Raw genomic sequence first — 24,034 nt, 5'->3', positions numbered from 1 at the left:
CGTGCACGCGTTGAAGAAGAGCCGTCCCCTGCGCCGTATCGTGCTCGCGAGCGCCGCCACCGTCTCCGGCATGGTGCTGCTGCTCTCGCTGAAGCCGCACACGAGCCCCGCGCTGGCCACGGCCGAGACCAAGTCGCCCACGGCGTCGAGCAGTTCGGCCCCTTCGAGCGGATCGAGCGGATCGAGTGGATCCAGCGGGTCGTCGGGCGGATCGAGCGGCTCCGCCTCGGGCCCGAAGGGCGGCGTCTCCAAGACCGCCACCGGCGACACCGTCCAGACCCGCTGGGGTCCGGTCCAGGTGCGGGTGACGATCAAGAGCGGCAAGCTGACGGACGTGACGGCCGTGCAGTACCCGTCGGACAACCCGCGCGACCAGGAGATCAACAGCTACGCGCTGCCCCAGCTGCGGCGTGAGGCGCTGGCCGCGCAGAGCGCGGACATCGACATGGTGTCCGGCGCCTCGTACACGAGCACCGGCTACAAGCAGTCCCTGCAGTCCGCGCTGGACTCGGCCGGACTGTGACGCCCGGACTCTGAACACTCGGCACATGCGGCACGTATCTGTGGGCCAAGGGTCAAGTCCCCACGGAGGAACCGTGTCCACCACGCTCGCAGGCGGACGTGCCGCCCGCCGACAGACGATGCGCCGCATCCGCCCGCGCCGCTCCCCGGCCGTACCGCTGCTGCTCGCCGTCTGGGCGGGCGCGGCAGCCGTGCTGTGGCTCTGGTGGCACAACACGCCGTCCATCGCCGACGACACCGGCAGAATCCTCAACGCGGGCCGGATCACCGGCCTGTTGGCCGGCTATCTGATGGCGCTGGTCGTGCTCCAGATGGCGCGCGTGCCGGCGCTGGAGCGGCGGGTCGGCTCCGACCGGGTGGCCCGCTGGCACGCGATGAGCGGCCGCTACACGCTCTGCCTGATCGTGGCGCACGTCTTCCTCACCATGTGGGGGTACGCGCGCCAGGCGGGCAAGTCGCTCGGCGACATCGTCCAGCAGACCATCGACTCCATCAACCAGCTGCCCGACGTGGGCAAGGCCGCCATCGGCACGGGCCTGTTCGTGCTGATCGGCCTGACCTCGATCGGCGGGATCCGCCGCCGGATGCCGTACGACACCTGGTACCACGTGCACCTGATGACGTACGCGGCGGTGTTCCTGACGTTCTGGCACCAGATCACCACCGGCAACGACTTCGCGGTCGAGCCGGCCGCCAAGACCTTCTGGTACGCCCTGTACGGCACGGTCACCGCGCTGGTGATCTGGTACCGGATCCTCACCCCGATCCGGCTGAACCTCCGGCACCGGATGCGGGTGGAGGCGGTCATCGAGGAGACGCCGGGCATCGTGTCGGTGCTGATCGGCGGGCAGAAGCTGCACCGGATGGGCGCGGAGGCGGGCCAGTTCTTCCGCTGGCGGTTCCTCGCTCCGGGCATGCGGTTCAGCTCGCACCCGTACTCGCTGTCGGCGGCGCCCCGCCCGGACATGCTGCGGATCACCGTGAAGGCGATCGGCGACCACAGCGAGCGGCTGCGCGAGCTGACGCCCGGCACCCGGGTGTGGGCCGAGGGTCCGTACGGCGCGCTCACCGCGCAGCGCCGCAGCCGGGGCAAGGTGCTGCTGGTCGCGGGCGGGGTCGGCATCACGCCGATGCGGGCGCTGTTCGAGACGCTGCCCGGCGCGGCCGGTGACATCACGCTGCTGTACCGGGCCAACAGCACCCAGGACCTGGCGCTGTGGGACGAGCTGGCGAAGATCGCCGACGAGCGGGGCGCCCGGCTGATGTACGCGGTGAACAGCCCCGACGGGGAGCGGCCGGACATCTCCGCGGAGAACCTCGAGCGGAAGATCCCGGACATCGACCGGCACGACGTCTTCATGTGCGGCCCGCCCGGGTTCGCGCAGTCGGTGTACGAGGCACTGCGCGGCGCGGGGGTCCCCGCCCGCCGCATCCATCACGAGTCGTTCGAGATGTGAGCGGGAGCTACGAAAGCGATGAGGAAGAGCCACCCCATTCGACGGGTCGTACTGGCCACCGCCGCGACCGTGTCCGGTGTCGTGCTGCTGCTGGCGCTGAAGCCGGCGTCCGATCCGGCCGCGGCGTCGGCGGCGGGCGCGGCCCCGCAGGCGACGGCGGGGCAGCAGTCACCGCAGGGCGGCACACAGCCGGTCGGCGCCTCCGGTTCGAGCGCCGGCACGGTGACCGGTGACGCGACGCAGACGCAGTACGGGACGGTGCAGGTGCGGCTGACCGTCGCGGGCGGCAGGATCACCAGGGCGGAGGCCGTCCAGGCGCCCAAGGGCGGACTGAGCGACCAGAAGACCGCGTTGGCCATCCCCAAGCTCAACCAGGAGGCCGTCGCGGCGCAGAGCGCGCAGATCGACGCGGTCTCCGGGGCGACGTACACGAGCAACGGTTACAAGAAGTCGCTGCAGTCGGCGCTGGACAGGATGAAGACGGCCGGCTCCTCAGGCTCCGGCTCCGCCGGTTCCGGAACGTCCGGCTCCTCCGGTACGGCACAGGCCCGCACGGTCACCGGCAAGGTCGCGCAGACGCAGTACGGCCCGGTCCAGGTGCGGATCACGGTCAGCGGTGGCAAGATCACGAAGGCGGACGCCGTCCAGGCGCCCAAGGGCGGACTCAGCGACCAGAAGACGGCCATGGCCGTCCCCAAGCTCAACCAGGAGGCCGTCACGGCCGGCAACGCGAACATCGACGCCGTCTCCGGCGCGACCTACACCAGCACCGGCTACAAGAAGTCGCTGCAGTCGGCGTTGGACCAGGCCGGTGGCTGACACGGTGGCCGAGTCGGCCGATGCTCCCGCCGCGGTGCGTCATGCGGAGGAGGTCATGGGGACCGTCTTCTCCTTCGACGTCCGCGGCGGGGAACCCGCCGCGGTGCGTGCGGCGCTGGCCGAAGCCGTCGCCGGTCTGCACCGCGCGGACGCGGTGTTCAGCACCTACCGCGAGGACAGCGAGGTCTCCCGGCTGGCCCGGGGTGAGCTGACCGTGGCGCAGTGCGCGCCGGAGGTGGCCGAGGTGCTGGACCTCGCGGCCGAGGCGGAGCAGGTGAGCGAGGGCTGGTTCAGCACGCGCTACCGGGGCTCCCTCGATCCCACCGGCATCGTCAAGGGCTGGGCCGCCGAGCGGGCCGCGCGGCTGCTGGCGGGGGTGGCCGGGGTGCGCGGCGTGAGCGTCAACGGGGGCGGTGACGTCCAGCTCCTCGGCACACCGGAGCCGCACCGGCCGTGGCGGGTGGGGGTGGCGGACCCGCTGCGGCCCGGTGGGCTGGCGGCGGTCGTCTCGTCGGCCGGCCTGGCCGAACTGTCCGTGGCGACCTCGGGTACGGCCGAGCGGGGCGCGCACATCGTGGATCCGCGCACGGGGAAGTCCGCGGTGTCGGACCTGGTGGCCGTGACGGTGGTCGGTCCCCGTCTGACCTGGGTCGACTGCTGGGCCACGGCGGCCTTCGCGATGGGCTCCCGGGCGGGTCTGGCGTGGCTGGAGTCGCTGCCCGGCGTGGAGGCCCTGCTGATCACGGCCGGGGACGAGGTGCGCTGCACCGGGGGGCTGGCCGAGCGGCTGGGCTGACGCTCGGTTTCCTCCGGAAATTTCTGCCGGAACGCCATCCGACTCCCGTCCTGGGACGTATCTCAGGTACCGGATGTTTAAGGAGAAACCAGATGGCCATCTTCAGCAGTCTCATGCCCGCCAAGCGCCGTGACCACGGCCGCGACGAGACGTCACGTCACTTCACCTCGCGGCATGGGCACCGGCACGACCACGGCGACCGCCACGGCGACTTCGGCCGTCACGACCACGGCGACCGCCACGACCACGGCGACCACGGCGACCACGGCTACTGATCGCCCGAGAAGGCCGAGCGGATCGGAGACCACAGGACCCGGTCCGCTCCGCCGATCCGCGAGGGACCCTCCCATGGCGCATGTCCTGCGGCGTCTGCTGTCGGTTGCCGAGGCGTCCGACGCCGTGGTGGCGGCCGCGCCCCCGGTGTCGCCGCGCGCGGTGTTCCGGCGGTTCTGGCCCTACACCCGCGGCGGCCGGCGCTGGCTGCTCCCCGTCCTCCTCTTCAGCCTGGTCGGCCCGGCCGTCGACGCCGCCGAACTGTGGCTCTTCAAGATCCTGGTGGACGAGGTTCTCGTTCCCCGGGACCTGCGGCCCTTCGCCTGGATCGCACCGGCCTATCTGGGCCTCATCCTGTGCTCCGGCATCCTGCGCTTCGCCGACGACATGACCTCGACCTGGGTCGGCGAGCGCTTCCTGCTCTCTCTTCGCTGCGATGTCTTCCGGCACGTCCAGGGGCTGTCGCTCGGCTTCTTCGAACGCCGGCGGCTCGGTGATGTGCTCTCCCGCGTCACGGGCGACGTCGACGCGGTCGAGACCTTCCTGCTCTCCGGCGTGGCGGACGCCCTGTACTACGTCGTCCGCATGGCCCTCTTCCTCGGCCTGCTCCTCTACATTCGCTGGGACCTGACCCTGCTCGCGCTGGCCATCGTGCCGCTGTTCTGGGGTGCCGCCCGGCACTTCGCGCGGCTGACCAAGGCGGCGTCCCGGGAGCGCAGGCGCCGCAGCGGCTCGCTCAGCGCGATCGCCGAGGAGGTGCTGGGCAACGTCGCCCTGGTGCAGGCGTACAACCGGCAGGGGTGGGAGGAGCGCCGGTTCGAGCGGGAGAGCGTCGGCAGGTTCCGGGCCGTGATGGCCTCCGCCCGGATCCGGGCCGTCTACTCTCCCGTCGTCGAGATCATCGAGGTGACCGGCGGCCTCGCGGTGATGGGCCTCGGCACCTGGAAGCTGGCCCAGGGACAGCTCACTCTGGGCGGACTGCTGGTGTTCCTGGCCCTGATCGGCAAGCTCTACGGTCCGGTCCACGGCTTGTCCCGGCTCGGCACCACCTTCTACGCGGCCTCCGCCTCGGCCGAGCGGATCATCGAGCTGCTCGACCAGCGGCCACAGGTCACCGAGCGGGCCGACGCCCGGCGGACCGGCCGGGCGCGGGGGGCGGTGGAGTTCGACGGTGTCTGGTTCCGTTACCCCGGCACCGCCTGCTGGGCGCTGTCGGACGTGTCCTTCCAGGTGGCCCCGGGCGAGACCCTCGCACTGGTCGGTGCCAGCGGGGCCGGCAAGTCCACCGTCGCCAAGCTCCAGTTGCGGTTCTACGACCCCGAGCGGGGAGCGGTCCGGCTCGACGGGACCGATCTGCGGGCGCTGCGGCTGGCCGACGTACGGGAGAGCGTCGCCGTGGTGCTGCAGGAGACGCTCGTCTTCCACGGCACCGTCCGGGAGAACATCGCCTACGGGCGGCCCGGGGCGAGCGAGGCGGACATCGTCGCGGCGGCGCGCGCGGCCGACGCCCACGAGTTCGTCGAGCGGCTCCCCGAGGGGTACGACACCCTGGTCGGACAGCGCGGCCGGACCCTCTCGGGCGGGCAGTGCCAGCGTCTGGCGATCGCCCGCGCGATGCTCAGGGACGCGCCCGTGCTGCTGCTGGACGAGCCGACCACCGGGCTCGACGTACGGTCGGCCCGGCGGATCATGGATCCGCTGCGCCGGCTCATGGCGGGGCGGACGACCGTGGTCATCTCCCACAACCTGCTGACCGTCCGCGACGCCTCGTGGATCGTGGTGCTCGACCACGGCCGGGTCGTGGAGCACGGCGCCCACGAGGACCTGCTGCGCGGCCGGGGACCGTACGCCCGGCTGCACCGGCTGAGCACGGGCCCGGTGCTGTCATGAACGGCCCCGTGGCGGACGGCAGTTGCCCCGCACCCCTCGTACCGGGGACGAAACCGGCGCCGGGCTACGGGATCCTGGCGCATCTGACCCGCACCGGCTGGCTCGACGTGTACGACGCGTGGAGCGAGGACCGGGCCTGCCGGTGTGTGATCAAGGTGGTACGACCGGACCGGCGGGGCGAGGAGGGGCTGGGCGAGCGGCTGCTGCGGGAGGGCCGGTGGCTGCGGGAGTTCAGCCATCCGCATCTGGTCCGGGGCTACGAGACCGTCGAGTCGCCCCAGCCGCTCGTCGTCCTGGAGACGCTGACCGGCGAGACCCTGTCCCACCTCGTGCACCGGTTGCGGCGGCGGCCGGCCGCCGCCGATGTGGCGCTGCTCGGCGTGCAGGTGTGTTCCGCCGTCCACTACCTGAACGGCCGGGGGCTGCTGCACCTGGACCTCAAGCCGTCCAACGTGGTGGTGGACCGCGGCCATGCCAAGGTGCTGGACCTGAGCGTCGCCCGGCCGCCCGGACCGGCGCCCGCCGGTGTGGGCACGTTCCAGTACTTCGCTCCGGAGCAGGCCCGGGGCGGTCCGCTCACGGCCGCGGCCGACGTGTGGGGCATCGGTGTCACGTTGTACGAGGTCGCGTGCGGCGACCTCCCCTTCGGCCGCGGCGGACCCGAGGCCGGGCCCGAGGACGGCGAGGTCGGGCCCGAGGACGGCAGCGAGGGCACGGAGGACCGGTACCCGCAGGTCGAGGAGGCGGCCGCGCCGATCGCGTCCCGGAGGAGGCTGCCGCCCGCGCTCGCCGCCGCCGTCGACGCCTGCCTGCGGGCCGACCCGGCGCAGCGGCCCACGGTCGACGAGCTGGCCGCGGCCCTGGAGGAGACCCTGCGCCAGCACCCCTGATTCGGCCGGGCCCCGGTTCAGACCTGCGGTTGCACGACGTGCCCCATCTCCAGACGGGCGGTGGCGAGGACGGTCCCACCGGGGGTCGTCAGCCGGGCGCCGGAGAGGGTCGACAGGTCACCGGGAGCGGCCACGCCCCACTCACCGCGTCCGGCGGTCAGGGGGAAGTCGCCGACCCGGGCGGTCGTGCCGTCGGAGTGCTCCAGGAGACAGGTGACCTTGCCGGTGTACGAGCCGCGGGGCCCGGCGGAGTCGACGGAGACGAAGATCCAGCCGGGAGCCCCGGGATGGGCGTAGACCTCGCCGATCTTCCCGCCGCCGACGGCCGAGTTCATGTCGCCGACCAGCATGGGCTCGGACTCGGTGGCGGGCGCGGTCGAGGCGACGACCTCCTCCACGGCGGTGCCGATCCCCCAGCCGGCGAACCCGACGGCGACGGTGAGCGCGGTGGCGACGGCCGCGAGGCGCAGCCGGGCCCGCCGGGCCCGCCCGCGCAGGTCCCGCGACGCACGGCCGGAGGCGGCTGCGGCGGCCTCGGGCGCCGCGGCCTGCTCCGCCAGCCTGCGCGCCACCCGGGTCTCGAACCCGCCCGGGGGCTCGCTGTCCGGCAGCAGGCCGATCAGCCGGTCGCCGACCAGGGTGAGTTGGCGGACGTACTCCCGGCAGTCCGCGCACCGGTCCAGATGGGCGACCGCCTCGGCGCGCTCCCGGCCGGGCAGCACGCCCAGCGCCAGCTCGGCGCCGATCTCCCGCAGCTTGTCGCACTTCGGGTCACTGGACATGGTCGCCTCGCTTCGAAGGCGCGAGCGTGGTGCGCAGTTTCGCCATGGCGGCCCTGATCCGCGTCTTGGCGGTGCCCAGCGGGATGCGCTCCACGTCGGCGATCTGCTGGGCCGTCATTCCGTAGATGCCGGCCATCACCAGGGCCCTGGCCTGCTCCCGGGGCAGCCGCGCCACGGCGGCCCGCAGCTGGGCGGAGGCCTCGTCGGCCAGCGCCCACTGCTCGGGAGTCTCGGTGACGACGCCGATGAGACCGTCCAGGTCCTCCGGTGCCATCGGCTCGGTCCGCCGGGCCCTCACGGCGTCGACGGCGAGGTTGTGCGCGATGGTGGTCAGCCAGGTGGTGACCGAGCCGCGGCGCGAGTCGTAGATCTGGGCATGCCGCCACGCGCGCTCGAACGTCAACTGAGCGACGTCCTCGGCGAGTTGCTCATCCCCGGTGACGGCCATGGCGACCCCGAAGACCCGGTGCTGGAATCTGCGTACGAAGATCACCGCGAGTTCCGGATCACCGGTGGCAAGCCCGGACAGCAGGGCCTCGTCCGGGAGGCGGCCCACGGGGAACCGGGAACCCGACACACCCCTGTATACGGCCGACGGCCGCCAGGGGATTGCCCGCCCGCCTGCCCGCCCGCCGCGGAAGATCACACTGTCATTCTCCGCCGACGGACGGGGCGCCGCATGCGGGCTCAGTGGCCGTTCTGGGCCAGCCGGAGAAGATGATCCGCCAGGGCCTGCCCGCCGCTCGGGTCCCGGCTGATCAGCAGCAACGTGTCGTCACCGGCGATCGTGCCCAGGATGTCGTGCAGCTCCGCCTGGTCGATGGCCGAGGCGAGGAACTGGGCGGCCCCCGGCGGGGTGCGCAGGACGACCAGGTTGGCGGAGGCCTCCGCGGAGATCAACAGCTCCTGGGAGAGCCGCCGCATCCGCTCCTCCTTGGCCGACTCCCCCAGCGGCGCGCGCGGGGTGCGGAAGCCGCCCTCGCTCGGCACCGCGTAGATCAGCTCGCCGTCGGTGTTGCGGATCTTCACCGCGTTCAGCTCGTCGAGGTCCCGGGAGAGCGTCGCCTGGGTGACGTTCAGCCCGTCGTCGGCGAGCAGCTTGGCCAGCTGGCTCTGCGACCGCACCGGCTGCCGGTTGAGGATGTCCACGATCCGGCGGTGCCGCGCGGTACGGGTCTGCGGCACGGCCGGCCCGGCACCCGCCCCCTGCTCGTGGTCCTGCGCCTGGCTCATCGTCGTCCTATTCTCCGGATCGTCCGTCCCCATCCACTGGGTTCGCTGCGTCGAGGATGCCGGGCAGCGCCTGGAGGAAGGCACCCACCTCGGCGTCGGAGAGGTTCAGCGGCGGCATGAGCCGTACGACGTCGGGAGCGGGCGCGTTCACCAGGAACCCGGCCTCCTGGGCCGCCTGCTGCACCTGTGGCGCGTGCGGCCCGGTGAGCACGATACCCAGGAGCAGGCCGGCACCCCGCACATAATCGATCAACGGGTGGCCGAGGCCCTCGATTACCTCGCGCAGTTTCTCGCCCTGCCGCTTGACGTTCTCCAGCAGGCCCTCGTTCGCGATGGTGTCGAGTACGGCGAGTCCGGCGGCGCAGGCGACCGGGTTGCCGCCGAAGGTGGTGCCGTGCTGGCCGGGCCGGAGCAGTTCGGCGGCCCGGCCGAAGGCCACGGTGGCGCCGAGCGGCAGCCCGCCGCCGAGTTGCTTGGCGAGGGTGACGACATCGGGCAGGACACCCTCGTGGGCCTGGTACTCGAACCAGGTGCCGGTGCGGCCGATGCCGGTCTGCACCTCGTCCAGGACCAGCAGGGCGCCGGTGGCGGCGGTGATCGCGCGGGCGGCCTTCAGATAGCCGGCCGGGGGCACCACCACCCCGTTCTCGCCCTGGACCGGCTCGATGATCACCAGAGCGGTCTCCTCGGTGACCGCCGCCGCGAGGGCCTGCGCGTCGCCGTAGGGCACGTGGGTGACCTCGCCGGGCAGTGGCAGGAAGGGGTCCTGCTTGGCGGGCTGACCGGTGAGCGCGAGGGCGCCCATCGTCCGGCCGTGGAAGCCGCCGGTGGTGGCGACCATGTGGGTGCGCCCGGTCAGCCGGCCGATCTTGAAGGCGGCCTCGTTGGCCTCGGCGCCGGAGTTGCAGAAGAAGACGCGGCCCTCCCGGCCGAAGAGCTGCAGCAGCCGTTCGGCGAGGGCGACGGTGGGCTCGGCCATGAAGAAGTTGGAGATGTGGCCGAGCTGCCCGATCTGCCTGCTGACGGCCTCGACGATCGCCGGGTGGGCGTGACCGAGGGCGTTGGTGGCGATGCCTCCGACGAAGTCGTGGTACTCCCGGCCCTCGGCGTCCCACACCTTGACGCCCGCGCCGCGGACGAGCGGCAGGCGGGGGGTGCCGTAGTTGTTCATGAGCGCGCCCTGCCAGCGCTCGGTCAGCTCCTGGTTGCTCATGACTCCCCCTGTTCGCCCTGTACGCCGGGCTTCTCGTCGGGCACGACCATCGTGCCGATGCCTTCGTCGGTGAAGATCTCCAGCAGGATCGAGTGCTGGACCCGGCCGTCGATGACCCGGGCGGTGTGCACACCGTTGCGCACGGCGTGCAGGCAGCCCTCCATCTTCGGGACCATGCCGGAGCTCAACTCCGGCAGCAGCTTCTCCAGTTGGGAGGCGGTGAGGCGGCTGATCACCTCGTCGGAGTTCGGCCAGTCCTCGTAGAGGCCCTCGACGTCGGTGAGGACCATGAGGGTCTCGGCGCCGAGAGCGGCGGCCAGTGCGGCGGCCGCCGTGTCGGCGTTGACGTTGTAGACATGTCCGTCGTCCTGACTGCGGGCGATGGAGGAGACGACCGGGATGCGGCCGTCGGCGAGCAGCGCCTCGATCGCGCCCGTGTCGATCGCGGTGATCTCGCCGACCCGCCCGATGTCGACCAGTTCGCCGTCGATCTCGGGCTGGTGCCTGGTGGCGGTGATGGTGTGCGCGTCCTCGCCGGTCAGGCCGACGGCGAGCGGCCCGTGCTGGTTGAGCAGACCGACCAGCTCCCGCTGCACCTGTCCTGCCAGCACCATCCGTACGACGTCCATGGCGTCCTCGGTGGTGACGCGCAGGCCCGCCTTGAACTCGCTGACGATGCCGTGCTTGTCGAGGGCGGCGCTGATCTGCGGGCCGCCGCCGTGGACGACGACCGGCTTGAGGCCGGCGTGGTGCAGGAACACGACGTCCTGCGCGAAGGCGGCCTTCAGCTCCTCGTCGATCATGGCGTTGCCGCCGAACTTGATGACGACGGTCCTGCCGTTGTGCTTGACCAGCCAGGGCAGCGCCTCGATGAGGATCTGGGCCTTGGGCAAGGCGGTGTGCTTGCGGGTCGGGGACTTTCCCTCTTCTGAGTGATTGACCGTCATAACCGACTTTCGGAAAGATCTCGGATCAGCCGCCGGGCGGGCGGTGTTGGCCTGCGGAGGCGATGTAAGACTCACCCCGGACTCGTCCGAGGGCGAGCGGTCGCCCGCGAAACAGGAACCCTCGTCGGCGACGACGAGGACCCGCGACAACCAAGCGGGCACGTCAAGACGAGTAGGCGCTGTTCTCGTGGACATAGTCGGCCGTGAGGTCGTTCGTCCAGATCGTCGCAGACTCATTGCCTGCCGCGAGGTCCGCCACGATGTGGACCTCGCGGTAGCGCATGTCGACCTTCTCGCGGTCCTCGCCGACGGAGCCGTTCTTGCACACCCACACGCCGTTGATGGCGACGTTGAGCCGGTCCGGCTCGAAGGCGGCCCCGGTCGTGCCGATCGCGGAGAGCACGCGGCCCCAGTTGGGGTCCTCGCCGTGGATAGCGCACTTGAGGAGGTTGTTGCGGGCGATGGAGCGGCCCACCTCGACGGCGTCCGCCTCGCTCGCCGCGTTGACCACCTCGACCTTGATGTCCTTGCTCGCGCCCTCGGCGTCGCCGATGAGCTGCCGGCCGAGGTCGTCGCAGACCTGCGTCACGGCCTGGGCGAACTCCTCGTACGCCGGGGTGATGCCGGAGGCGCCGGAGGCGAGCAGCAGCACGGTGTCGTTGGTGGACATGCAGCCGTCGGAGTCGACCCGGTCGAAGGTGACCCTGGTGGCGGCGCGCAGGGCCTTGTCCAGGGTCTCGTTGTCGAGGTCGGCGTCGGTGGTGAGGACGACCAGCATGGTGGCGAGGCCGGGGGCGAGCATGCCCGCGCCCTTGGCCATGCCGCCGACGGTCCAGCCGTCCTTCGACACGACGGAGGTCTTGTGGACGGTGTCGGTGGTCTTGATGGCGATGGCGGCCTTCTCACCGCCGTGCTCGGACAGCTGCGCGGCGGCCGTCTCCACACCGGGGAGCAGCTTGTCCATGGGCAGCAGGACGCCGATGAGGCCGGTGGAGCAGACGGCGACCTCGATGGCGCCGCGGCCGAGGACCTCGGCGGCCTTCTCGGCGGTGGCGTGCGTGTCCTGGAAGCCCTTGGGGCCGGTGCAGGCGTTGGCGCCACCGGAGTTGAGCACGACCGCGGAGACCTGGCCGCTCTTGAGGACCTGCTCGGACCACAGCACCGGCGCGGCCTTCACCCGGTTGGAGGTGAAGACGCCCGCGGCGGCACGGCGGGGCCCGTTGTTGACCACGAGGGCCAGGTCGGGGTTGCCGTTCTCCTTGATCCCGGCGGCGATCCCCGCCGCCGTGAATCCCTTGGCTGCCGTGACACTCACGGTGCGACTCCGATCATGGAAAGCCCGGTGGTCTCGTCGAACCCCAGGGCGATGTTCATGCTCTGAACGGCACCGCCCGCGGTGCCCTTGGTCAGGTTGTCGATGGCGCTGATCGCGATGATGCGGCCCACGGACTCGTCGTACGCGACCTGCACCTGAACGGCGTTGGAACCGTAGACGGACGCCGTCGTGGGCCACTGGCCCTCGGGGAGCAGGTGGACGAAGGGCTCGTCGGCGTAGGCCTTCTCGTAGGCGGCGCGGACGGAGTCCGCCGTCACGCCCGCGACGGCGGCGGCGCTGCAGGTGGCGAGGATCCCGCGCGGCATCGGCGCCAGGGTCGGTGTGAAGGAGACCCGTACGGACTCGCCGGCGGCCCCGCTGAGGTTCTGGATCATCTCGGGGGTGTGCCGGTGGCCGCCGCCGACGCCGTACGGCGACATGGAGCCCATGACCTCGCTGCCGAGCAGGTGCGGCTTGGGTGCCTTGCCTGCGCCGGAGGTGCCGGACGCGGCCACGATCACCGCCTCCGGCTCGGCGATCTGGGCGGCGTAGGCCGGGAACAGGGCGAGGGTCACGGCGGTGGGGTAGCAACCGGGCACCGCGATGCGCTTGGACCCCTCCAGCGCGGCGCGGGCGCCCGGAAGTTCGGGGAGGCCGTACGGCCAGGTGCCGGCGTGTGCGGAGCCGTAGAACCTCTCCCAGTCGGCCGGGTCCTTCAGCCGGAAGTCGGCGCCCATGTCGACCACGAGGACATCGGGTCCGAGCTGCTCGGCGACGGCGGCGGACTGCCCGTGCGGCAGCGCGAGGAAGACCACGTCGTGCCCGGCGAGCGCCTCGGCCGTGGTCTCGGTGAGCACGCGGTCGGCCAGCGGCAGCAGATGCGGCTGCAGCGCACCGAGCCGCTGGCCGGCGTTGGAGTTCCCGGTCAGGGCACCGATCTCGACCTCGGGGTGCGCGAGGAGCAGGCGCAGGACCTCGCCGCCCGCGTATCCGCTCGCTCCGGCCACCGCCGCACGTACCGCCATGTCCATCCTCCTCTTGATGGCATGACTATACGTATCGCTGCACGTTTATGCAATGGCTTTCAGGGTGAGCCGGACTTCCGGGCGGCGTAGGCGCGGGCGGCCCGGACCCGGTTGCCGCACTTGGTGGTGCACCAGCGGCGGGCGCCGTGGGAGCGCAGGAACCAGCGGGCGCAGCCCTGGGCGGCGCACTCCGTGAGCTGGCCGGCGTCGGCACCGGTGAGCAGGTCGGCGGCGTCTTCGGCGAGCAGGGAGAGCGCGGCGGCGGCCGGATTTCCGGCGTCGGGGAGGTCGGCGCGGTGGGGGCCGTCCGCGGTCCAGGCGAGCCGGGGGGTGGCGGGTGCGGCGGCGAGCGCGGTGTTGAGGGCGTCGAGGGCGTCGGCGGGCGGGTGTGCCGCGGTGGCGCGGGCCTCGAAGAGCGCGCGCAGCGCCTCGCGCAGGGTGCGCAGCCGGCCGGAGTGCCTGCCGTTGATCACCACCCGGTCGGGCAGCAGCCGGTGCCGGACGAGCCAGAGATGCGCGGCCTCGGTGTCGTCGAGCAGGTCGACCAGGCCGTGGCTGACGGTGAAGCGCGTGTTGACCAGCGCCAGCGAGACATACCGGTCCTCGCCCGGGACCGGGAGCTGGTGCAGGTAGACGGGGGACTCGTGATCCACGGCTCTCATGGTAATCCTTGCGGTTCTCCGTGAGGAGGGCTTAGCGTGCCTCACGGAGAACCATCGCCGAACCCGTGAGACGAAACCGTGAGAGGTGAGCCGCCGTGACCTTCGACGTGGACCTGCTGCGCAAGGACTTCCCGATCCTGGAGCGAACCCTGGACGGCGGCGCGCCGCTCGTCTACCTGGACTCCGGCGCCACCACCCAGAAGCCGCTCCAGGTCCTCGACGCCGAGCGGGACTTCTATCTGCACCACAACGCGGCCGTGCACCGCGGTGCGCACCAGCTGGCCGGCGAGGCGACGGAGGCCTACGAGCAGGCCCGGCACACGGTCGCCCGGTTCATCGGCGCCGCCGCCGACGAGGTGGTCTTCACCCGGAACACCACCGAGGGCATCAACCTCGTCGCCTACGCGCTGGGCAACGCCGGCCGGCTCGGCCCGGGAGACCGGATCGTGGTGACGGAGATGGAGCACCACGCGAACCTGGTCCCCTGGCAGCAGCTCGCCGAGCGGACCGGGGCCCGGCTCGACTGGTTCGGTCTCACCGACGACGGCCGGCTCGACCTGTCCCGGGCCGGGCAGCTGCTGGACGAGCGCACCAAGGTGCTCGCCCTCTCCCACCAGTCCAACGTGCTCGGCACGCTCAACCCGGTGCGCGAACTCGCCGACCGCGCGCACGCGTCCGGCACCCTGGTGGTCGTGGACGGCGCCCAGTCCGTGCCGCACCGCCCGGTCGACGTGACGGAACTGGGCGCGGACTTCCTCGCCTTCTCCGGGCACAAGATGCTCGGCCCGAACGGCGTCGGCGTGCTGTGGGGCCGCGCGGACCTGCTCGCCGGACTGCCGCCGTTCCTCACCGGCGGCTCGATGATCGAGATCGTGGAGATGGACCGCACCACCTTCCTGCCACCGCCGCAGCGCTTCGAGGCGGGCGTGCCGATGACCTCGCAGGCGGTGGGGCTCGCGGCGGCGGTGGAGTACCTGGAGCGGCTCGGCATGGCGGAGGTGGCGGCGCACGAGGAGCAGCTCACCGCCCGCGCGCTGGGTCTGCTCGCCGAGGTCCCGGGCGTCCGGATCGTCGGGCCCACCGAGCTCACCGACCGGGGCTCGGCGGTCTCCTTCACGGTCGACGGCATCCATCCGCACGACGTGGGCCAGGTGCTGGACGAGCGGGGCGTGGCCGTCCGCGTGGGCCACCACTGCGCCCGGCCGATCGTGAGGCGGTACGGCATCCCGGCGACGACCCGGGCGAGCTTCTACGTCTACAACACGCCCGCCGAGGTGGACGCGCTGGTGGAGGGGGTCCGGGCGGCACAGCGGTACTTCGGGGTCTGACCGTGGCCGGCACTTCGAACGGCACCATGTCGAACGGCACAATGAGTAGGAGGTTTCCGGGAAGGGGCGAGCGATGGGCGGGTTCTGGCCGGTGGCCGATGTGCTGGCCCATCTCACCGGGCGCTGGCGCGTCGAGCGTGGCGTGCGGGATCTGGCGAGCGGGGACGAAGGGCACTTCTCGGGGACGACCGTCTTCACCGCGCTGCAAACCGGCGGGCTCCTGCACGAGGAGTCCGGCGACTTCACCTGGCAGGGCGTGACCCGGCCCGCCAGCCGCACGCTGCGCTTCCTGCCGGGGCCCACGCCGGGCACGGCGGACGTGCGGTTCGCGGACGGGCGGCCGTTCCATGAGCTGGACCTGAGCTCGGGGCGGTGGGTCGCCGAGCACCCGTGCGCGGCCGATCTCTACCGCGGCGAGTTCACCGTCCAGGACGCCGACCGCTGGCGTTCGGTGTGGCGGGTCGGCGGCCCGGCGAAGGCGCTGGTGCTGACCACGGACTATGTGCGCGAGGGCTGAACCGGGACGGCGTCGAGGCGGAGGTTCCAGCGGCCCGCGCGGCCGGTGACGCTGGACGTGGACAGCGGGCGCACGTCGATGTTCCAGTAGGTCGACGGCGGCGCCTTCAGGGCGTAGACCAGGGCCGCGCGGATCACGGCGGGCTCGGCGACGGCGACGATCCGGCCGCCGTCCTCCACCGGCCGGGTGTCCAGCCAGCCGCCCACCCGGGAGATGAAGGCCAGCAGGGACTCGCCGCCGTGCGGGGTGGCGCGCGGGTCGGCGAGCCAGGCGTCCACCGCTTCCGGCTCGCGGGCCATCGCCTCGCCCAGGGTCATGCCACGCCAGCGGCCCATGTCGCAGTCCCGCAAGGCCAGTTGGACCAGCGGCGCGTACCCCAGGGCGTCACCGGTGGCCCGGCTGCGCGGGGTCGGCGAGCAGTACCGCAGTTCGGCGGCCGCCAGCGGCAGCAGGTCCCCGGCGGCGCGCTGCACCTCGTCCCAGCCGGCCTGGTCCAGCGGCCGGTCGTCCTCGAAGCGCTCCGCGAGCAGCGGGGCGCTGCGCGCGGCGGCGACGAACGTCACCCTCAGTGGCATGCGGTGATGGTGAGCCGCCGGTGAGTGCAGGTCAAGGGGTGTCGCCTGTGAGTTACGAGGTGTGTGCGCTCGGTCACTCGTCAAGGGCGGCCTCCTCGAAGGCGTGGACCATCCACTGATCGGGGCGGTCCAGCGGCCGGAAGCCGATCTTCTCGTATACCCCGTGCGCGTCCTCGGTGGCGAGCAGGATACGGCGCAGCCCGTACGGCTTCAGGTGGTCGCGGATCCGGCCCACGAACGCCGTGCCGACGCCCCTGCCGCGCACCGAGGGGTCCACGTACACATCGGCGAGCCAGGCGAACAGCGCCTGGTCGGTGACCACGCGGGCGTACGCCACCTGCTCCCCCGAGGCCGGCTCGTACACCCCGAAGTTCAGCGAGCCCGCCATCGCCCGCTCATGCTTCTCGCGGGGCCGGCCGATCGCCCAGTAGGCGTCGGCAGACAGCCAGCCGTGGACGCGGTCCACGTCGATGCGGGCGGGGTCGGCGGAGAACTCGTAGCCGTGGGGAAGGGCGGGTGTGTCACTCATGTTCCGGATCCTCACCGCACGAGGGCGCGGACGTCGAGTCGATTACTCCTGGAACACCTCGTCGCAGGCCGTCCGCAGCCGCCGCACGCCCTCCGCGATCTCCCCGGTGTCGGCGACCGCGGCGAAGCTGAGGCGGAGGTGGGCCGCGGGGGGTTCGGCGCTGAAGTAGGGGCGGCCGGGGGTGAGGGCGACGCCCGCGCGGAGGCCGGCCGCGGTGAGGGCCGATTCGTCGGTACCCTCGGGCAGCCGGAGCCAGAGGTGGTAGCCGCCGGACGGGATGTGCGGCAGGGCGAGTTCGGGCAGGTGCAGGGCGAGCGCGGCCGTCATCGCGTCGCGGCGGGTCTTCAACTCGGCCGACAGCGTCCGCAGATGGCGGGGCCAGGCCGGGGAGCCGACCAGTTCCAGGGCCGCCTCCTGCAGCGGCCGGGGGACGAAGAAGCTGTCCACGACCTGGATGGCGCGCAGGCGTTCCAGCACCGGACCGCGCGCGGCCAGGGCGCTCACCCGGAAGCTGGGCGAGGTCGCCTTGGTCAGCGAGCCGACGTGCACGACCACGCCGTCCGGGTCGTCGGCGGCCAGTGGCCGCGGCAGCGGGCCGGCATCGGCGTGCACCAGGCGCCGTACGAAGTCGTCCTCGATGACGAAGGCGCCGGCCTCGCGGGCGATGCGCAGCACCTCGGCGCGCCGGCCGGGGGCCAGCACGGCACCGGTGGGGTTCTGGAACAGCGGCTGGCAGACGAACACCCGGGCGCCGCTGGCCCGGAAGGCGTCGGCGAGCAGCTCGGGGCGTACGCCGTCGGGGTCCACGGGCACCGGGACGGGCCGGAGGCCGGCCGCGCGGGCGAGCGCCAGCATGCCCGGGTAGGTGGGCGACTCCACGAGGACCGGGGCGCCCGGCTGGGCGAGCGCGCGCAGGGCGGTGGCCAGGGCGGACTGGCCGCCGGCCGCGATCAGCACCTCGGCCGCGGTGACGGCCCCGCCGATCCCGCGCGCGAACCACTCCCGCAGCTCCGGCAGGCCCTCCAGCGGCGGCCTCCCCCAGGCGCCCGGCCGCCGCCCGGCGCGGGCGAGGGCCGCCGCCATGGCCCGCTCGGGCTGGAGGGAGGGATGCAGATAGCCACCGTTGAACTCCAGCACTCCGGGCGGCGGCGCGGCCAGGGAGACCGTGACCCCGGAGGCGTCCACCGTGCGCGGTACGAGCTCGGCGGCGCCGTCGGCGCTCAGCGCGACCGCCTGCCAGGAGGTGTCCCCGGCCGGAGTCTGTGCCGAGTGCGGCCGGGCCCGGAAGGCACCGGCACCGGGCCGGGTGACGACCAGTCCCTCGGCGGCCAGCTGGGCGAGGGCGCGCGAGACGGTCACCGGGCTCACGCGGAACCGCTCGACCAGCGCCCGGCTTGACGGGAGCTTTCCACCCGGCGAGTAGCGGTCAAGTTCTCGCCGGAGCTGTTCCGCCAGTTCAGCCGCACTGCTACTCTGCTGCATGAGAACACAGAGTAGCGCTACTACGGCGACGTCGATAGCAGTCAGCGCTCCCCACGAGCGCCGCGGCCTCGGCACCGGTCTCGCCGCCCTCGGCGTCGCGTCCTTCTCCCTGACCTTCCCGGCCACCGCCTGGGGCCTGCAGGGATTCGGGCCCTGGTCGCTGGTGGCCGTGCGCAGCGTGCTCGCCGCGCTCGTCGCGGGCGGCTGCCTCCTCGTTCTGCGGGTGCCCCTGCCCGAGCGCCGGCATCTGCCCGGTCTCGCCGTCGTCGCGGCCGGTGTCGTGCTGGGCTTCCCGATGCTGACCACGCTCGCGCTGCAGACCTCCACCACCGCGCATGCCGCCGTCGTGGTGGGGCTGCTGCCGCTGACCACCGCCGTGTTCTCGGCGCTGCGCACCGGCAGCCGCCCCTCGCGACGGTTCTGGCTGGCCACAATGGCGGGCGCCGCGGCCGTGGTCGCCTTCACCGTCGGGCAGAGCGGCGGCGCGCTCACGGCCGCCGACGGCCTCCTGTTCGCGGCCCTGCTGGTGTGCGCGGCCGGCTACACCGAGGGCGGCCGGCTGGCCCGGATCATGCCGGGCTGGCAGGTGATCGGCTGGGCGCTGGTGCTGTGCCTGCCGCTGAGCGTGCCGGCCGCCGCGGTGGCGCTGACGTACGAGCCCGTCCACCTCGTCCGGCACGGCATCGCGGGTCTGCTGTGGGTGGCGCTGGGCTCGCAGTTCCTCGGCCTGGTCGTCTGGTACCGGGGGATGGCGGTCATCGGCATCCCCCGGGCCAGCCAGTTGCAGTTGGCTCAGCCCCTGCTCACACTGGTGTGGTCGGCGCTGCTGCTGGGCGAGCACTTCACGGCGGCCGCTCCGGTGACCGCCGTCGCCGTGCTCGTGTGCATCGCCGTCACCCAGCGGTCGTGATCATGAGGAGGGCCTGCGAGATGCGTGCATCCAAGGGCGACCGTCTTGTCCAGCACGGCAGGGTGGTCGGCCAACACGACCAGGAATCGGAAGTAGTCGAAGTACTGGGTACCGAGGGCAGCCCGCCCTACCGCGTGAAGTTCAAGGACGGACACGAGGCGATCATGTCGCCGGGACCCGACTGCCAGGTCAAGCATCCGGACGACAGGAATCAGCGGGGTGGCTTCGCCGATCGCCCGTAGTGGTCGGTGATCACGCGTGACATCGCCCCGATGGGATCGGCCGCCACGTCCGCGGCGGCGAAGAACACGTGCCCGCGCACCTGCGGGTAGCCGGCGGCGAGGGTGAGGTGCCGGGACAGTTCGGCCGGGTCCTGCCAGGCCGGGGGCTGTCCGGCGGCCCCGGCCCTGTACAGGGCCTCGCCGATGTACAGGCGTGTCTTCGTGCCCTTCGCGACCCCCGCCCACCAGTCGACCAGCTTCGCGTAGTCGGCGGCGGCGAAGCCGATGTTCCAGTAGAGCTGCGGGACGATGTAGTCGATCCAGTGGCTGCGCACCCAGGTGCGGGTGTCCGCGTGCAGGTCGTCGTACGTCTGCACGCCCGCCCGCGTGTCCGAGCCGCGCGGGTCGGTCGAGGCGTTGCGCCAGACCCCGAAGGGGCTGATCCCGAACCGGGTGCCGGGACGGACCTTCCTGATGCCGGCGGCCATCTCCTTCACCAGTCTGTCGATGTTGTCCCGCCGCCAGGCGGCCCGGCTGGAGAAGCCACCGCCGTATCGGTCGTAGGCGTCATCGTCGCCGAAGGTCTGCCCGGCGACCGGATACGGGTAGAAGTAGTCGTCGAAGTGGACGGCGTCGACCGGGTACCGGGCGACCGCGTCGAGCATCGCCCGCTGGACGAAGGCGCGGACCTCGGGCAGGCCGGGGTTGTAGTAGAGCTTCCCGCCGTAGGGCACCGCCCAGTCGGGGTGCCTGCGGACCGGGTGGGAGGCGGCGAGCCTGCTGAGGTCGGTGTGGTTCGCGATCCGGTACGGATTGAACCAGGCGTGCAGCTCCAGGCCCCGGCGGTGGGCCTCCCGCACCGCGGTGCCCAGCGGGTCCCAGCCGGGGCTGCGGCCCTGGGTGCCGGTCAGGTACTCGGACCAGGGCTCGTACGGTGACGGCCACAGGGCGTCGGCGGTGGGCCGCACCTGGAAGATCACCGTATTGAGGCGGTCACGGGCCGCCCGGTCGAGGTGGGCGACCAGCTCCGCCCGCTGCGCGTCGGCCGTGAGGCCGGGGCGGGAGGGCCAGTCCCGGTTGGACACGGTCGCGAGCCACACCCCCCGCATCTCGGCGGCCGCACGCGGCCGATGACCCGCGGCCGCGGCCGCACCCTGCGCCGTGGCCAGCGTCGACAGCGCCGCCAGTGTGAAGGCCCGCCGTGACAGATGCCCCATGTGCACAACCCCCATACGCTCCGGATCCGCGCCCTCACGGATCGTTCCGCGCCACAGAATGCACCCACCCGGGCGATCGATCATCGATACTTGGCGGTAACGTGCTCGATCGGAGCAGGCGCCGAAACCCGGAGGTCCTGCCAGCGAGCCGGAGAACCAGCGAAGGGGACGATGTGACGGGCATCCCAGCGGGAGACATTGCGCGCGTCGGAGTCGTGGGCTGCGGCCAGATGGGCGCGGGCATCGCCGAGGTGTGCGCCCGCGCAGGACTGGACGTGAAGGTCGCCGAGACCACCGGCGAGGCCCTGGAGATCGGCCGTACCCGGCTGTTCAACTCCCTGGCCAAGGCCGCCGAGCGCGGCAAGATCACCGAGGAGGAGCTGGACGTCACGCAGGCGCGGCTCACCTTCACCACCGACCTCGGCGAGTTCGCGGACCGCGACCTCGTGATCGAGGCCGTCGTGGAGAGCGAGCCGGTGAAGACGGAGATCTTCCAGGTCCTCGACCAGGTGGTGACCCGCCCGGACGCGATCCTCGCCTCCAACACCTCCTCGATCCCGCTGGTGAAGCTGGCGGTCGCCACCTCCCGCCCGGACCACGTGGTCGGCATCCACTTCTTCAACCCGGCCCCGGTGCAGAAGCTGGTCGAGCTGATCCCGGCGCTCACCACCTCCGAGGGCACCCTCAGCCGCGCCCAGGTCTTCGCCGAGAAGGTGCTCGGCAAGCACGCCATCCGTGCCCAGGACCGCTCCGGCTTCGTGGTGAACGCGCTGCTCGTGCCCTATCTGCTCTCCGCGATCCGGATGTTCGAGTCGGGCATCGCGAGCCGCGAGGACATCGACAACGGCATGGAGATGGGCTGCGCCCACCCGATGGGTCCGCTGAAGCTGTCCGACCTGATCGGCCTGGACACCATCGTCTCCATCGCCAACAGCATGTACGCCGAGTACAAGGAGCCCCTGTACGCCGCTCCCCCCCTGCTGCAGCGCATGGTCGAGGCGGGCCGGCTGGGGCGGAAGACCGGGTCGGGCTTCTACACCTACGGCTGATCACGGACGACGGCGCTTCACACTCCGTGTGTGCGACGGGCACGCATATGCCCGTCGCACACGCTCCCCTCCTGTCCGCCAGGCGAGTTGACTCCTCATGCGTTGCAAGGGATGCAACAACGTCCGATGAATGGAAAGGAGTGGACACGTGACCGCCCATCCGGAGCATCCCGTGGTCCAGGGAGAACTCGCAGAGTTACGGCGCCGCCTCGACGTGGCCTACGCGCGCGTCGAGGGAGGGCTGGCGCTGCTGCGGCACCGGACCGAGGAGACCGCCAAGGAACTGGAGGAGCTGGACACCCGCCTGAACTCGCTGGAACACGCACGCTGGCCACTGCCCTCGCTCGCCGCGCTCACCTCCCTGGGCGCGCTCCTCGTGACGGTCTGGCAGGCGCTGGCCCACTAGGCCCTGTCGTCGGCGAGCCTGAGGTGGTGCAGCAGGAGTAACGCGGCCGCCATGTTGGCGGCCGGGACCTCCCCACGGGCGATCAGGTCGGGAACGAGTTTGAGGGGGACCCATTCCCGGCGGTCCGACTCGAAGTCGTCCACGGGATGCCCGATGTACTCGCCCCGGTCGGACCAGTAGATGTGGTGCCGGGCGTCGGTGAGGCCGTTGGACGGCTCCACGCTCATCAGGTGGTGCAGGGGCCCCGGTCGCCAGCCGGTCTCCTCCTCCAGTTCGCGGGCGGCCGCGCTCGCCACGTCCTCGCCGTCCTCGACGACGCCCGCGGCCAGTTCCCAGCCCCAGCTGTCGGTGATGAAGCGGTGCCGCCACAGCAGCAGCACCTCGTTCGCCTCGTTGACCACGGTGGCCACGGCCACCGGCCGCAGCCGGATCAGGAAGTGGTCCAGGTGCCGGCCGTCCGGCAGCTCGACATCTGCGAGATTGACGCTGAACCAGCGGTTTGCATACACAGTTTGTTCGTTCTGTTTCGTCCACTGCACGGTTCTGCCACCTTCCGACGAGTAAGTGGCAATATCGCAGCAGGGACTGTGCACCTACAGGGGACCTACAGCGGTACGCGCAGTGCCCCGTCGATGAGTTCGGCGGCCTCGGCGGTGCCGGCCGAGCCACAGCGCACCAGGTGTTCGCGTACCGCGCGGAGTCTGTCGCGCAGCCGCTGGGACTCCATTCCGCGTGCCTGCTCGGCCATCTGCACGGCGGTGGCCACCGCCTTGTCGGCGTTGCCCTGGCGCAGTTCGATGGTGCTGAGCATGGCGAGCCGGTGCACCCGACCGCGGTCGTGGGCCGGGTTGTCGACCGCCGCCGCCGCGTGCTCCCGGGCGGCGGCCAGCTCGCCGAGGCTCAGCAGCGCCTCGGCCACCTGCACATTGACCAGGCCCGGCTGGACATAGCCGGTCTCGTCGGGCTCGTAACCGCGCCGGATCCGGTCGGCCGCCGCCTCCGCCCGGCGGATGCAGGACAGCGCCCCCGCGGAGTCGCCGAGATGGGCGTACGCCTTGGCCTGCATCGCGTACAGGTCGGAGGCGAGCGCCGGGGTGATGTGCTTGCCGGCCGCCCGCAGCGCGGCCTCGGCGAACGCCACGGCCTGCCGGTACTCCCGCATGAACAGCGACTGGTTGACCAGCAGAGCTATGACGTACGCGCCAAGTCCCCGGTCGCCGCTCGCCTTTGCGAGCCTCAGCGCCTGGTGGAAGTAGCGCTGGGCGAGACCGTGGGCGTCGGAGTCGTAGGCGCAGATGCCCGCGATGGCCACCAACCCGCCGGTGGCGCGGTGCAGTTGGCGTCCGGTGGCGTCGGTGTAGCTGCCGCGCAGCAGCGGCGCCGCCTCGGCGTTGAGGAAGCCGACGATGCGGCTGCGGGTCGCGATGCCGCCGGCCTTGCGGTACATCTGCTCGTAGTGCGTGCGCGCGGCGCGCAGCATCCCGATGTCGGCCTCGGTGACCCGGTGCCGGCCGCCGCGGGAGACATCGACGTCCTCGGGCGGGTTCTCCCACTCCCAGACCGGCATCACGGCCGGGGTCCCGGTGACGGCCGGGGCGCCCAGGACATGCGGCCGCTGCTGTTCGTCGGAGCGCCACAGGGCGGTCGCCCGCTCCACGAAGCCGTTCAGCGAGCCGGCGTGCGGGGTGCTCGGCTCACCGGGCACCCCGAGGCCGATGTCGTCCAGGGTGACCGGCCGGTGCAGGCGTGCGGCCAGCACCTCGCAGATCAGGTCGGGGACCTGCCCGCGCGGTCGCTGGCCCTTCAACCACCGTGCCACGGCGGTGTGTTCGTACCGGAGCGCGAGGCCCCGTCGCCGGCCCGCCTGGTTGACGTGGGCGGCAAGACCGGCGTGCGAGATCCCCGCCTCGTCCAGGATCGCGTCGAGCAGAGTGTTGGGCTGCATGGGATGCCCCCCGAGTGGCCTGGTGCGGTTC

27 protein-coding genes are annotated in these 24,034 nt (G+C 72.2%); 13 read left to right on the top strand and 14 right to left on the bottom strand.

Going from position 1 to position 24,034, the window contains the following annotated elements; genetic code table 11:
- Position 1: 1 nt before the first annotated feature.
- From ACFYZB_RS09210 to ACFYZB_RS09180, 7 genes are all read left to right on the top strand, one after another.
- A complete protein-coding gene (locus tag ACFYZB_RS09210; protein ID WP_388756140.1) occupies positions 2-523 on the top strand; it encodes an FMN-binding protein in 522 nt (173 codons plus the stop codon).
- Between the two features lie 73 nt (positions 524-596).
- On the top strand, positions 597-1,979 hold the full coding sequence (locus ACFYZB_RS09205; RefSeq protein WP_388756138.1) for a ferric reductase-like transmembrane domain-containing protein: 1,383 nt from the start codon (positions 597-599) through the stop codon (positions 1,977-1,979).
- Positions 1,980-1,997: 18 nt separating this feature from the next.
- Positions 1,998-2,798, top strand: coding sequence for an FMN-binding protein (locus ACFYZB_RS09200; protein ID WP_388756135.1), 801 nt, complete (start codon positions 1,998-2,000; stop codon positions 2,796-2,798).
- Positions 2,791-3,594, top strand: a complete 804-nt coding sequence (locus ACFYZB_RS09195) for an FAD:protein FMN transferase (protein ID WP_351206489.1) — start codon at positions 2,791-2,793, stop codon at positions 3,592-3,594. Before ACFYZB_RS09200 ends, ACFYZB_RS09195 begins: the two co-directional genes overlap by 8 nt.
- A gap of 92 nt (positions 3,595-3,686) precedes the next feature.
- Positions 3,687-3,869, top strand: coding sequence for a hypothetical protein (locus ACFYZB_RS09190; RefSeq protein WP_351206491.1), 183 nt, complete (start codon positions 3,687-3,689; stop codon positions 3,867-3,869).
- 73 nt (positions 3,870-3,942) lie between these two features.
- Positions 3,943-5,757 (top strand): ABC transporter ATP-binding protein, encoded by a 1,815-nt coding sequence (locus ACFYZB_RS09185; RefSeq protein WP_388756132.1) that lies wholly within the window; start codon positions 3,943-3,945, stop codon positions 5,755-5,757.
- The gene (locus ACFYZB_RS09180; protein ID WP_388756129.1) at positions 5,754-6,647 is read left to right on the top strand and encodes a serine/threonine-protein kinase; all 894 of its coding nucleotides are present in this window, start codon (positions 5,754-5,756) and stop codon (positions 6,645-6,647) included. The genes ACFYZB_RS09185 and ACFYZB_RS09180 overlap by 4 nt, the downstream gene beginning before the upstream one ends.
- Before the next feature lie 17 nt (positions 6,648-6,664).
- Here the strand turns inward: ACFYZB_RS09180 and ACFYZB_RS09175 are convergent, their stop codons facing one another.
- The 8 genes from ACFYZB_RS09175 to ACFYZB_RS09140 form a co-directional block, all read right to left on the bottom strand.
- Positions 6,665-7,429 (bottom strand): hypothetical protein, encoded by a 765-nt coding sequence (locus ACFYZB_RS09175; protein WP_388756127.1) that lies wholly within the window; start codon positions 7,427-7,429, stop codon positions 6,665-6,667.
- Complete coding sequence (locus tag ACFYZB_RS09170; RefSeq protein ID WP_388756124.1) at positions 7,419-8,006, bottom strand: RNA polymerase sigma factor; 588 nt, start codon at positions 8,004-8,006, stop codon at positions 7,419-7,421. Before ACFYZB_RS09170 ends, ACFYZB_RS09175 begins: the two co-directional genes overlap by 11 nt.
- 110 nt (positions 8,007-8,116) lie before the next feature.
- On the bottom strand, positions 8,117-8,662 hold the full coding sequence (locus tag ACFYZB_RS09165) for an arginine repressor (protein ID WP_351206497.1): 546 nt from the start codon (positions 8,660-8,662) through the stop codon (positions 8,117-8,119).
- A gap of 7 nt (positions 8,663-8,669) precedes the next feature.
- Positions 8,670-9,875 (bottom strand): acetylornithine transaminase, encoded by a 1,206-nt coding sequence (locus ACFYZB_RS09160; RefSeq protein WP_388756121.1) that lies wholly within the window; start codon positions 9,873-9,875, stop codon positions 8,670-8,672.
- On the bottom strand, positions 9,872-10,822 hold the full coding sequence (gene argB, locus ACFYZB_RS09155; RefSeq protein WP_388756118.1) for an acetylglutamate kinase: 951 nt from the start codon (positions 10,820-10,822) through the stop codon (positions 9,872-9,874). Before argB ends, ACFYZB_RS09160 begins: the two co-directional genes overlap by 4 nt.
- A gap of 163 nt (positions 10,823-10,985) precedes the next feature.
- Entirely contained in the window at positions 10,986-12,137 is a 1,152-nt protein-coding gene (gene argJ / locus ACFYZB_RS09150; protein ID WP_388756116.1) for a bifunctional glutamate N-acetyltransferase/amino-acid acetyltransferase ArgJ, read from the bottom strand.
- A complete protein-coding gene (gene argC / locus ACFYZB_RS09145) occupies positions 12,134-13,162 on the bottom strand; it encodes an N-acetyl-gamma-glutamyl-phosphate reductase (RefSeq protein ID WP_351206505.1) in 1,029 nt (342 codons plus the stop codon). Before argC ends, argJ begins: the two co-directional genes overlap by 4 nt.
- A gap of 59 nt (positions 13,163-13,221) precedes the next feature.
- Positions 13,222-13,824 carry an ABATE domain-containing protein gene (locus ACFYZB_RS09140; RefSeq protein WP_388756113.1) on the bottom strand — a complete coding sequence of 201 codons (603 nt, stop codon included), beginning with the start codon at positions 13,822-13,824 and terminating at the stop codon, positions 13,222-13,224.
- A gap of 95 nt (positions 13,825-13,919) precedes the next feature.
- Here ACFYZB_RS09140 and ACFYZB_RS09135 point away from each other — a divergent pair, with 95 nt between their 5' ends.
- Together ACFYZB_RS09135 and ACFYZB_RS09130 are read left to right on the top strand one after the other, a co-directional pair.
- Positions 13,920-15,152 (top strand): cysteine desulfurase, encoded by a 1,233-nt coding sequence (locus tag ACFYZB_RS09135; RefSeq protein ID WP_388756110.1) that lies wholly within the window; start codon positions 13,920-13,922, stop codon positions 15,150-15,152.
- A 73-nt stretch (positions 15,153-15,225) separates the two neighbouring features.
- A complete protein-coding gene (locus tag ACFYZB_RS09130; protein WP_388756107.1) occupies positions 15,226-15,669 on the top strand; it encodes a DUF6314 family protein in 444 nt (147 codons plus the stop codon).
- Here the strand turns inward: ACFYZB_RS09130 and ACFYZB_RS09125 are convergent.
- The 3 genes from ACFYZB_RS09125 to ACFYZB_RS09115 form a co-directional block, all read right to left on the bottom strand.
- Positions 15,651-16,244 carry a histidine phosphatase family protein gene (locus tag ACFYZB_RS09125; protein WP_351206513.1) on the bottom strand — a complete coding sequence of 198 codons (594 nt, stop codon included), beginning with the start codon at positions 16,242-16,244 and terminating at the stop codon, positions 15,651-15,653. The two genes, ACFYZB_RS09130 and ACFYZB_RS09125, sit on opposite strands and share 19 nt — an antisense overlap.
- A gap of 73 nt (positions 16,245-16,317) precedes the next feature.
- The gene (locus ACFYZB_RS09120) at positions 16,318-16,773 is read right to left on the bottom strand and encodes a GNAT family N-acetyltransferase (protein ID WP_388756104.1); all 456 of its coding nucleotides are present in this window, start codon (positions 16,771-16,773) and stop codon (positions 16,318-16,320) included.
- Positions 16,774-16,815: 42 nt separating this feature from the next.
- Positions 16,816-18,255: a PLP-dependent aminotransferase family protein gene (locus tag ACFYZB_RS09115; protein ID WP_388756102.1), complete on the bottom strand. Its 1,440-nt coding sequence runs from the start codon at positions 18,253-18,255 to the stop codon at positions 16,816-16,818.
- Between ACFYZB_RS09115 and ACFYZB_RS09110 the strand changes: the two genes are divergently transcribed.
- Both ACFYZB_RS09110 and ACFYZB_RS09105 read left to right on the top strand, forming a co-directional pair.
- Positions 18,254-19,165, top strand: a complete 912-nt coding sequence (locus ACFYZB_RS09110; RefSeq protein WP_388756099.1) for a DMT family transporter — start codon at positions 18,254-18,256, stop codon at positions 19,163-19,165. The two genes, ACFYZB_RS09115 and ACFYZB_RS09110, sit on opposite strands and share 2 nt — an antisense overlap.
- A 20-nt stretch (positions 19,166-19,185) precedes the next feature.
- The gene (locus tag ACFYZB_RS09105) at positions 19,186-19,407 is read left to right on the top strand and encodes a DUF1918 domain-containing protein (protein WP_351206520.1); all 222 of its coding nucleotides are present in this window, start codon (positions 19,186-19,188) and stop codon (positions 19,405-19,407) included.
- Here the strand turns inward: ACFYZB_RS09105 and ACFYZB_RS09100 are convergent.
- A complete protein-coding gene (locus ACFYZB_RS09100; protein WP_388756098.1) occupies positions 19,377-20,603 on the bottom strand; it encodes a glycoside hydrolase family 10 protein in 1,227 nt (408 codons plus the stop codon). The two genes, ACFYZB_RS09105 and ACFYZB_RS09100, sit on opposite strands and share 31 nt — an antisense overlap.
- Before the next feature lie 173 nt (positions 20,604-20,776).
- On the opposite strand from ACFYZB_RS09100, the gene ACFYZB_RS09095 reads away from it, so the two are divergent.
- Positions 20,777-21,652, top strand: coding sequence for a 3-hydroxybutyryl-CoA dehydrogenase (locus ACFYZB_RS09095; RefSeq protein ID WP_351206524.1), 876 nt, complete (start codon positions 20,777-20,779; stop codon positions 21,650-21,652).
- A 148-nt stretch (positions 21,653-21,800) separates the two neighbouring features.
- A complete protein-coding gene (locus ACFYZB_RS09090) occupies positions 21,801-22,058 on the top strand; it encodes a hypothetical protein (protein ID WP_388756095.1) in 258 nt (85 codons plus the stop codon).
- Here ACFYZB_RS09090 and ACFYZB_RS09085 read toward each other — a convergent pair.
- Both ACFYZB_RS09085 and ACFYZB_RS09080 read right to left on the bottom strand, forming a co-directional pair.
- The gene (locus ACFYZB_RS09085; RefSeq protein WP_351206528.1) at positions 22,055-22,597 is read right to left on the bottom strand and encodes an NUDIX hydrolase; all 543 of its coding nucleotides are present in this window, start codon (positions 22,595-22,597) and stop codon (positions 22,055-22,057) included. The two genes, ACFYZB_RS09090 and ACFYZB_RS09085, sit on opposite strands and share 4 nt — an antisense overlap.
- A 65-nt stretch (positions 22,598-22,662) precedes the next feature.
- On the bottom strand, positions 22,663-24,003 hold the full coding sequence (locus ACFYZB_RS09080; RefSeq protein ID WP_388756092.1) for a transcriptional regulator: 1,341 nt from the start codon (positions 24,001-24,003) through the stop codon (positions 22,663-22,665).
- Between the last annotated feature and the right edge of the window lie 31 nt (positions 24,004-24,034).

This window comes from Streptomyces sp. NPDC001852, assembly GCF_042891825.1.
Lineage (GTDB): Bacteria > Actinomycetota > Actinomycetes > Streptomycetales > Streptomycetaceae > Streptomyces.
Note: the sequence above shows the minus strand (reverse complement) of the source record. Positions and strands in the feature narration are given on the sequence as shown.

What these genes read in the sequence shown, in the direction of transcription:
- ACFYZB_RS09180 (WP_388756129.1), top strand. Translation starts at nt 5,754, where the DNA reads ATGAACGGCCCCGTGGCGGACGGCAGTTGCCCCGCACCCCTCGTACCG.
- ACFYZB_RS09080 (WP_388756092.1), bottom strand. Translation starts at nt 24,003, where the DNA reads ATGCAGCCCAACACTCTGCTCGACGCGATCCTGGACGAGGCGGGGATC.
- argC (WP_351206505.1), bottom strand. Translation starts at nt 13,162, where the DNA reads ATGGCGGTACGTGCGGCGGTGGCCGGAGCGAGCGGATACGCGGGCGGC.
- ACFYZB_RS09165 (WP_351206497.1), bottom strand. Translation starts at nt 8,662, where the DNA reads ATGAGCCAGGCGCAGGACCACGAGCAGGGGGCGGGTGCCGGGCCGGCC.
- ACFYZB_RS09130 (WP_388756107.1), top strand. Translation starts at nt 15,226, where the DNA reads ATGGGCGGGTTCTGGCCGGTGGCCGATGTGCTGGCCCATCTCACCGGG.
- ACFYZB_RS09115 (WP_388756102.1), bottom strand. Translation starts at nt 18,255, where the DNA reads ATGCAGCAGAGTAGCAGTGCGGCTGAACTGGCGGAACAGCTCCGGCGA.
- ACFYZB_RS09185 (WP_388756132.1), top strand. Translation starts at nt 3,943, where the DNA reads ATGGCGCATGTCCTGCGGCGTCTGCTGTCGGTTGCCGAGGCGTCCGAC.
- ACFYZB_RS09110 (WP_388756099.1), top strand. Translation starts at nt 18,254, where the DNA reads ATGAGAACACAGAGTAGCGCTACTACGGCGACGTCGATAGCAGTCAGC.
- ACFYZB_RS09190 (WP_351206491.1), top strand. Translation starts at nt 3,687, where the DNA reads ATGGCCATCTTCAGCAGTCTCATGCCCGCCAAGCGCCGTGACCACGGC.
- argB (WP_388756118.1), bottom strand. Translation starts at nt 10,822, where the DNA reads ATGACGGTCAATCACTCAGAAGAGGGAAAGTCCCCGACCCGCAAGCAC.
- ACFYZB_RS09105 (WP_351206520.1), top strand. Translation starts at nt 19,186, where the DNA reads ATGCGTGCATCCAAGGGCGACCGTCTTGTCCAGCACGGCAGGGTGGTC.
- ACFYZB_RS09125 (WP_351206513.1), bottom strand. Translation starts at nt 16,244, where the DNA reads ATGCCACTGAGGGTGACGTTCGTCGCCGCCGCGCGCAGCGCCCCGCTG.
- ACFYZB_RS09175 (WP_388756127.1), bottom strand. Translation starts at nt 7,429, where the DNA reads ATGTCCAGTGACCCGAAGTGCGACAAGCTGCGGGAGATCGGCGCCGAG.
- ACFYZB_RS09160 (WP_388756121.1), bottom strand. Translation starts at nt 9,875, where the DNA reads ATGAGCAACCAGGAGCTGACCGAGCGCTGGCAGGGCGCGCTCATGAAC.
- ACFYZB_RS09200 (WP_388756135.1), top strand. Translation starts at nt 1,998, where the DNA reads ATGAGGAAGAGCCACCCCATTCGACGGGTCGTACTGGCCACCGCCGCG.
- ACFYZB_RS09100 (WP_388756098.1), bottom strand. Translation starts at nt 20,603, where the DNA reads ATGGGGCATCTGTCACGGCGGGCCTTCACACTGGCGGCGCTGTCGACG.
- ACFYZB_RS09120 (WP_388756104.1), bottom strand. Translation starts at nt 16,773, where the DNA reads ATGAGTGACACACCCGCCCTTCCCCACGGCTACGAGTTCTCCGCCGAC.
- ACFYZB_RS09140 (WP_388756113.1), bottom strand. Translation starts at nt 13,824, where the DNA reads ATGAGAGCCGTGGATCACGAGTCCCCCGTCTACCTGCACCAGCTCCCG.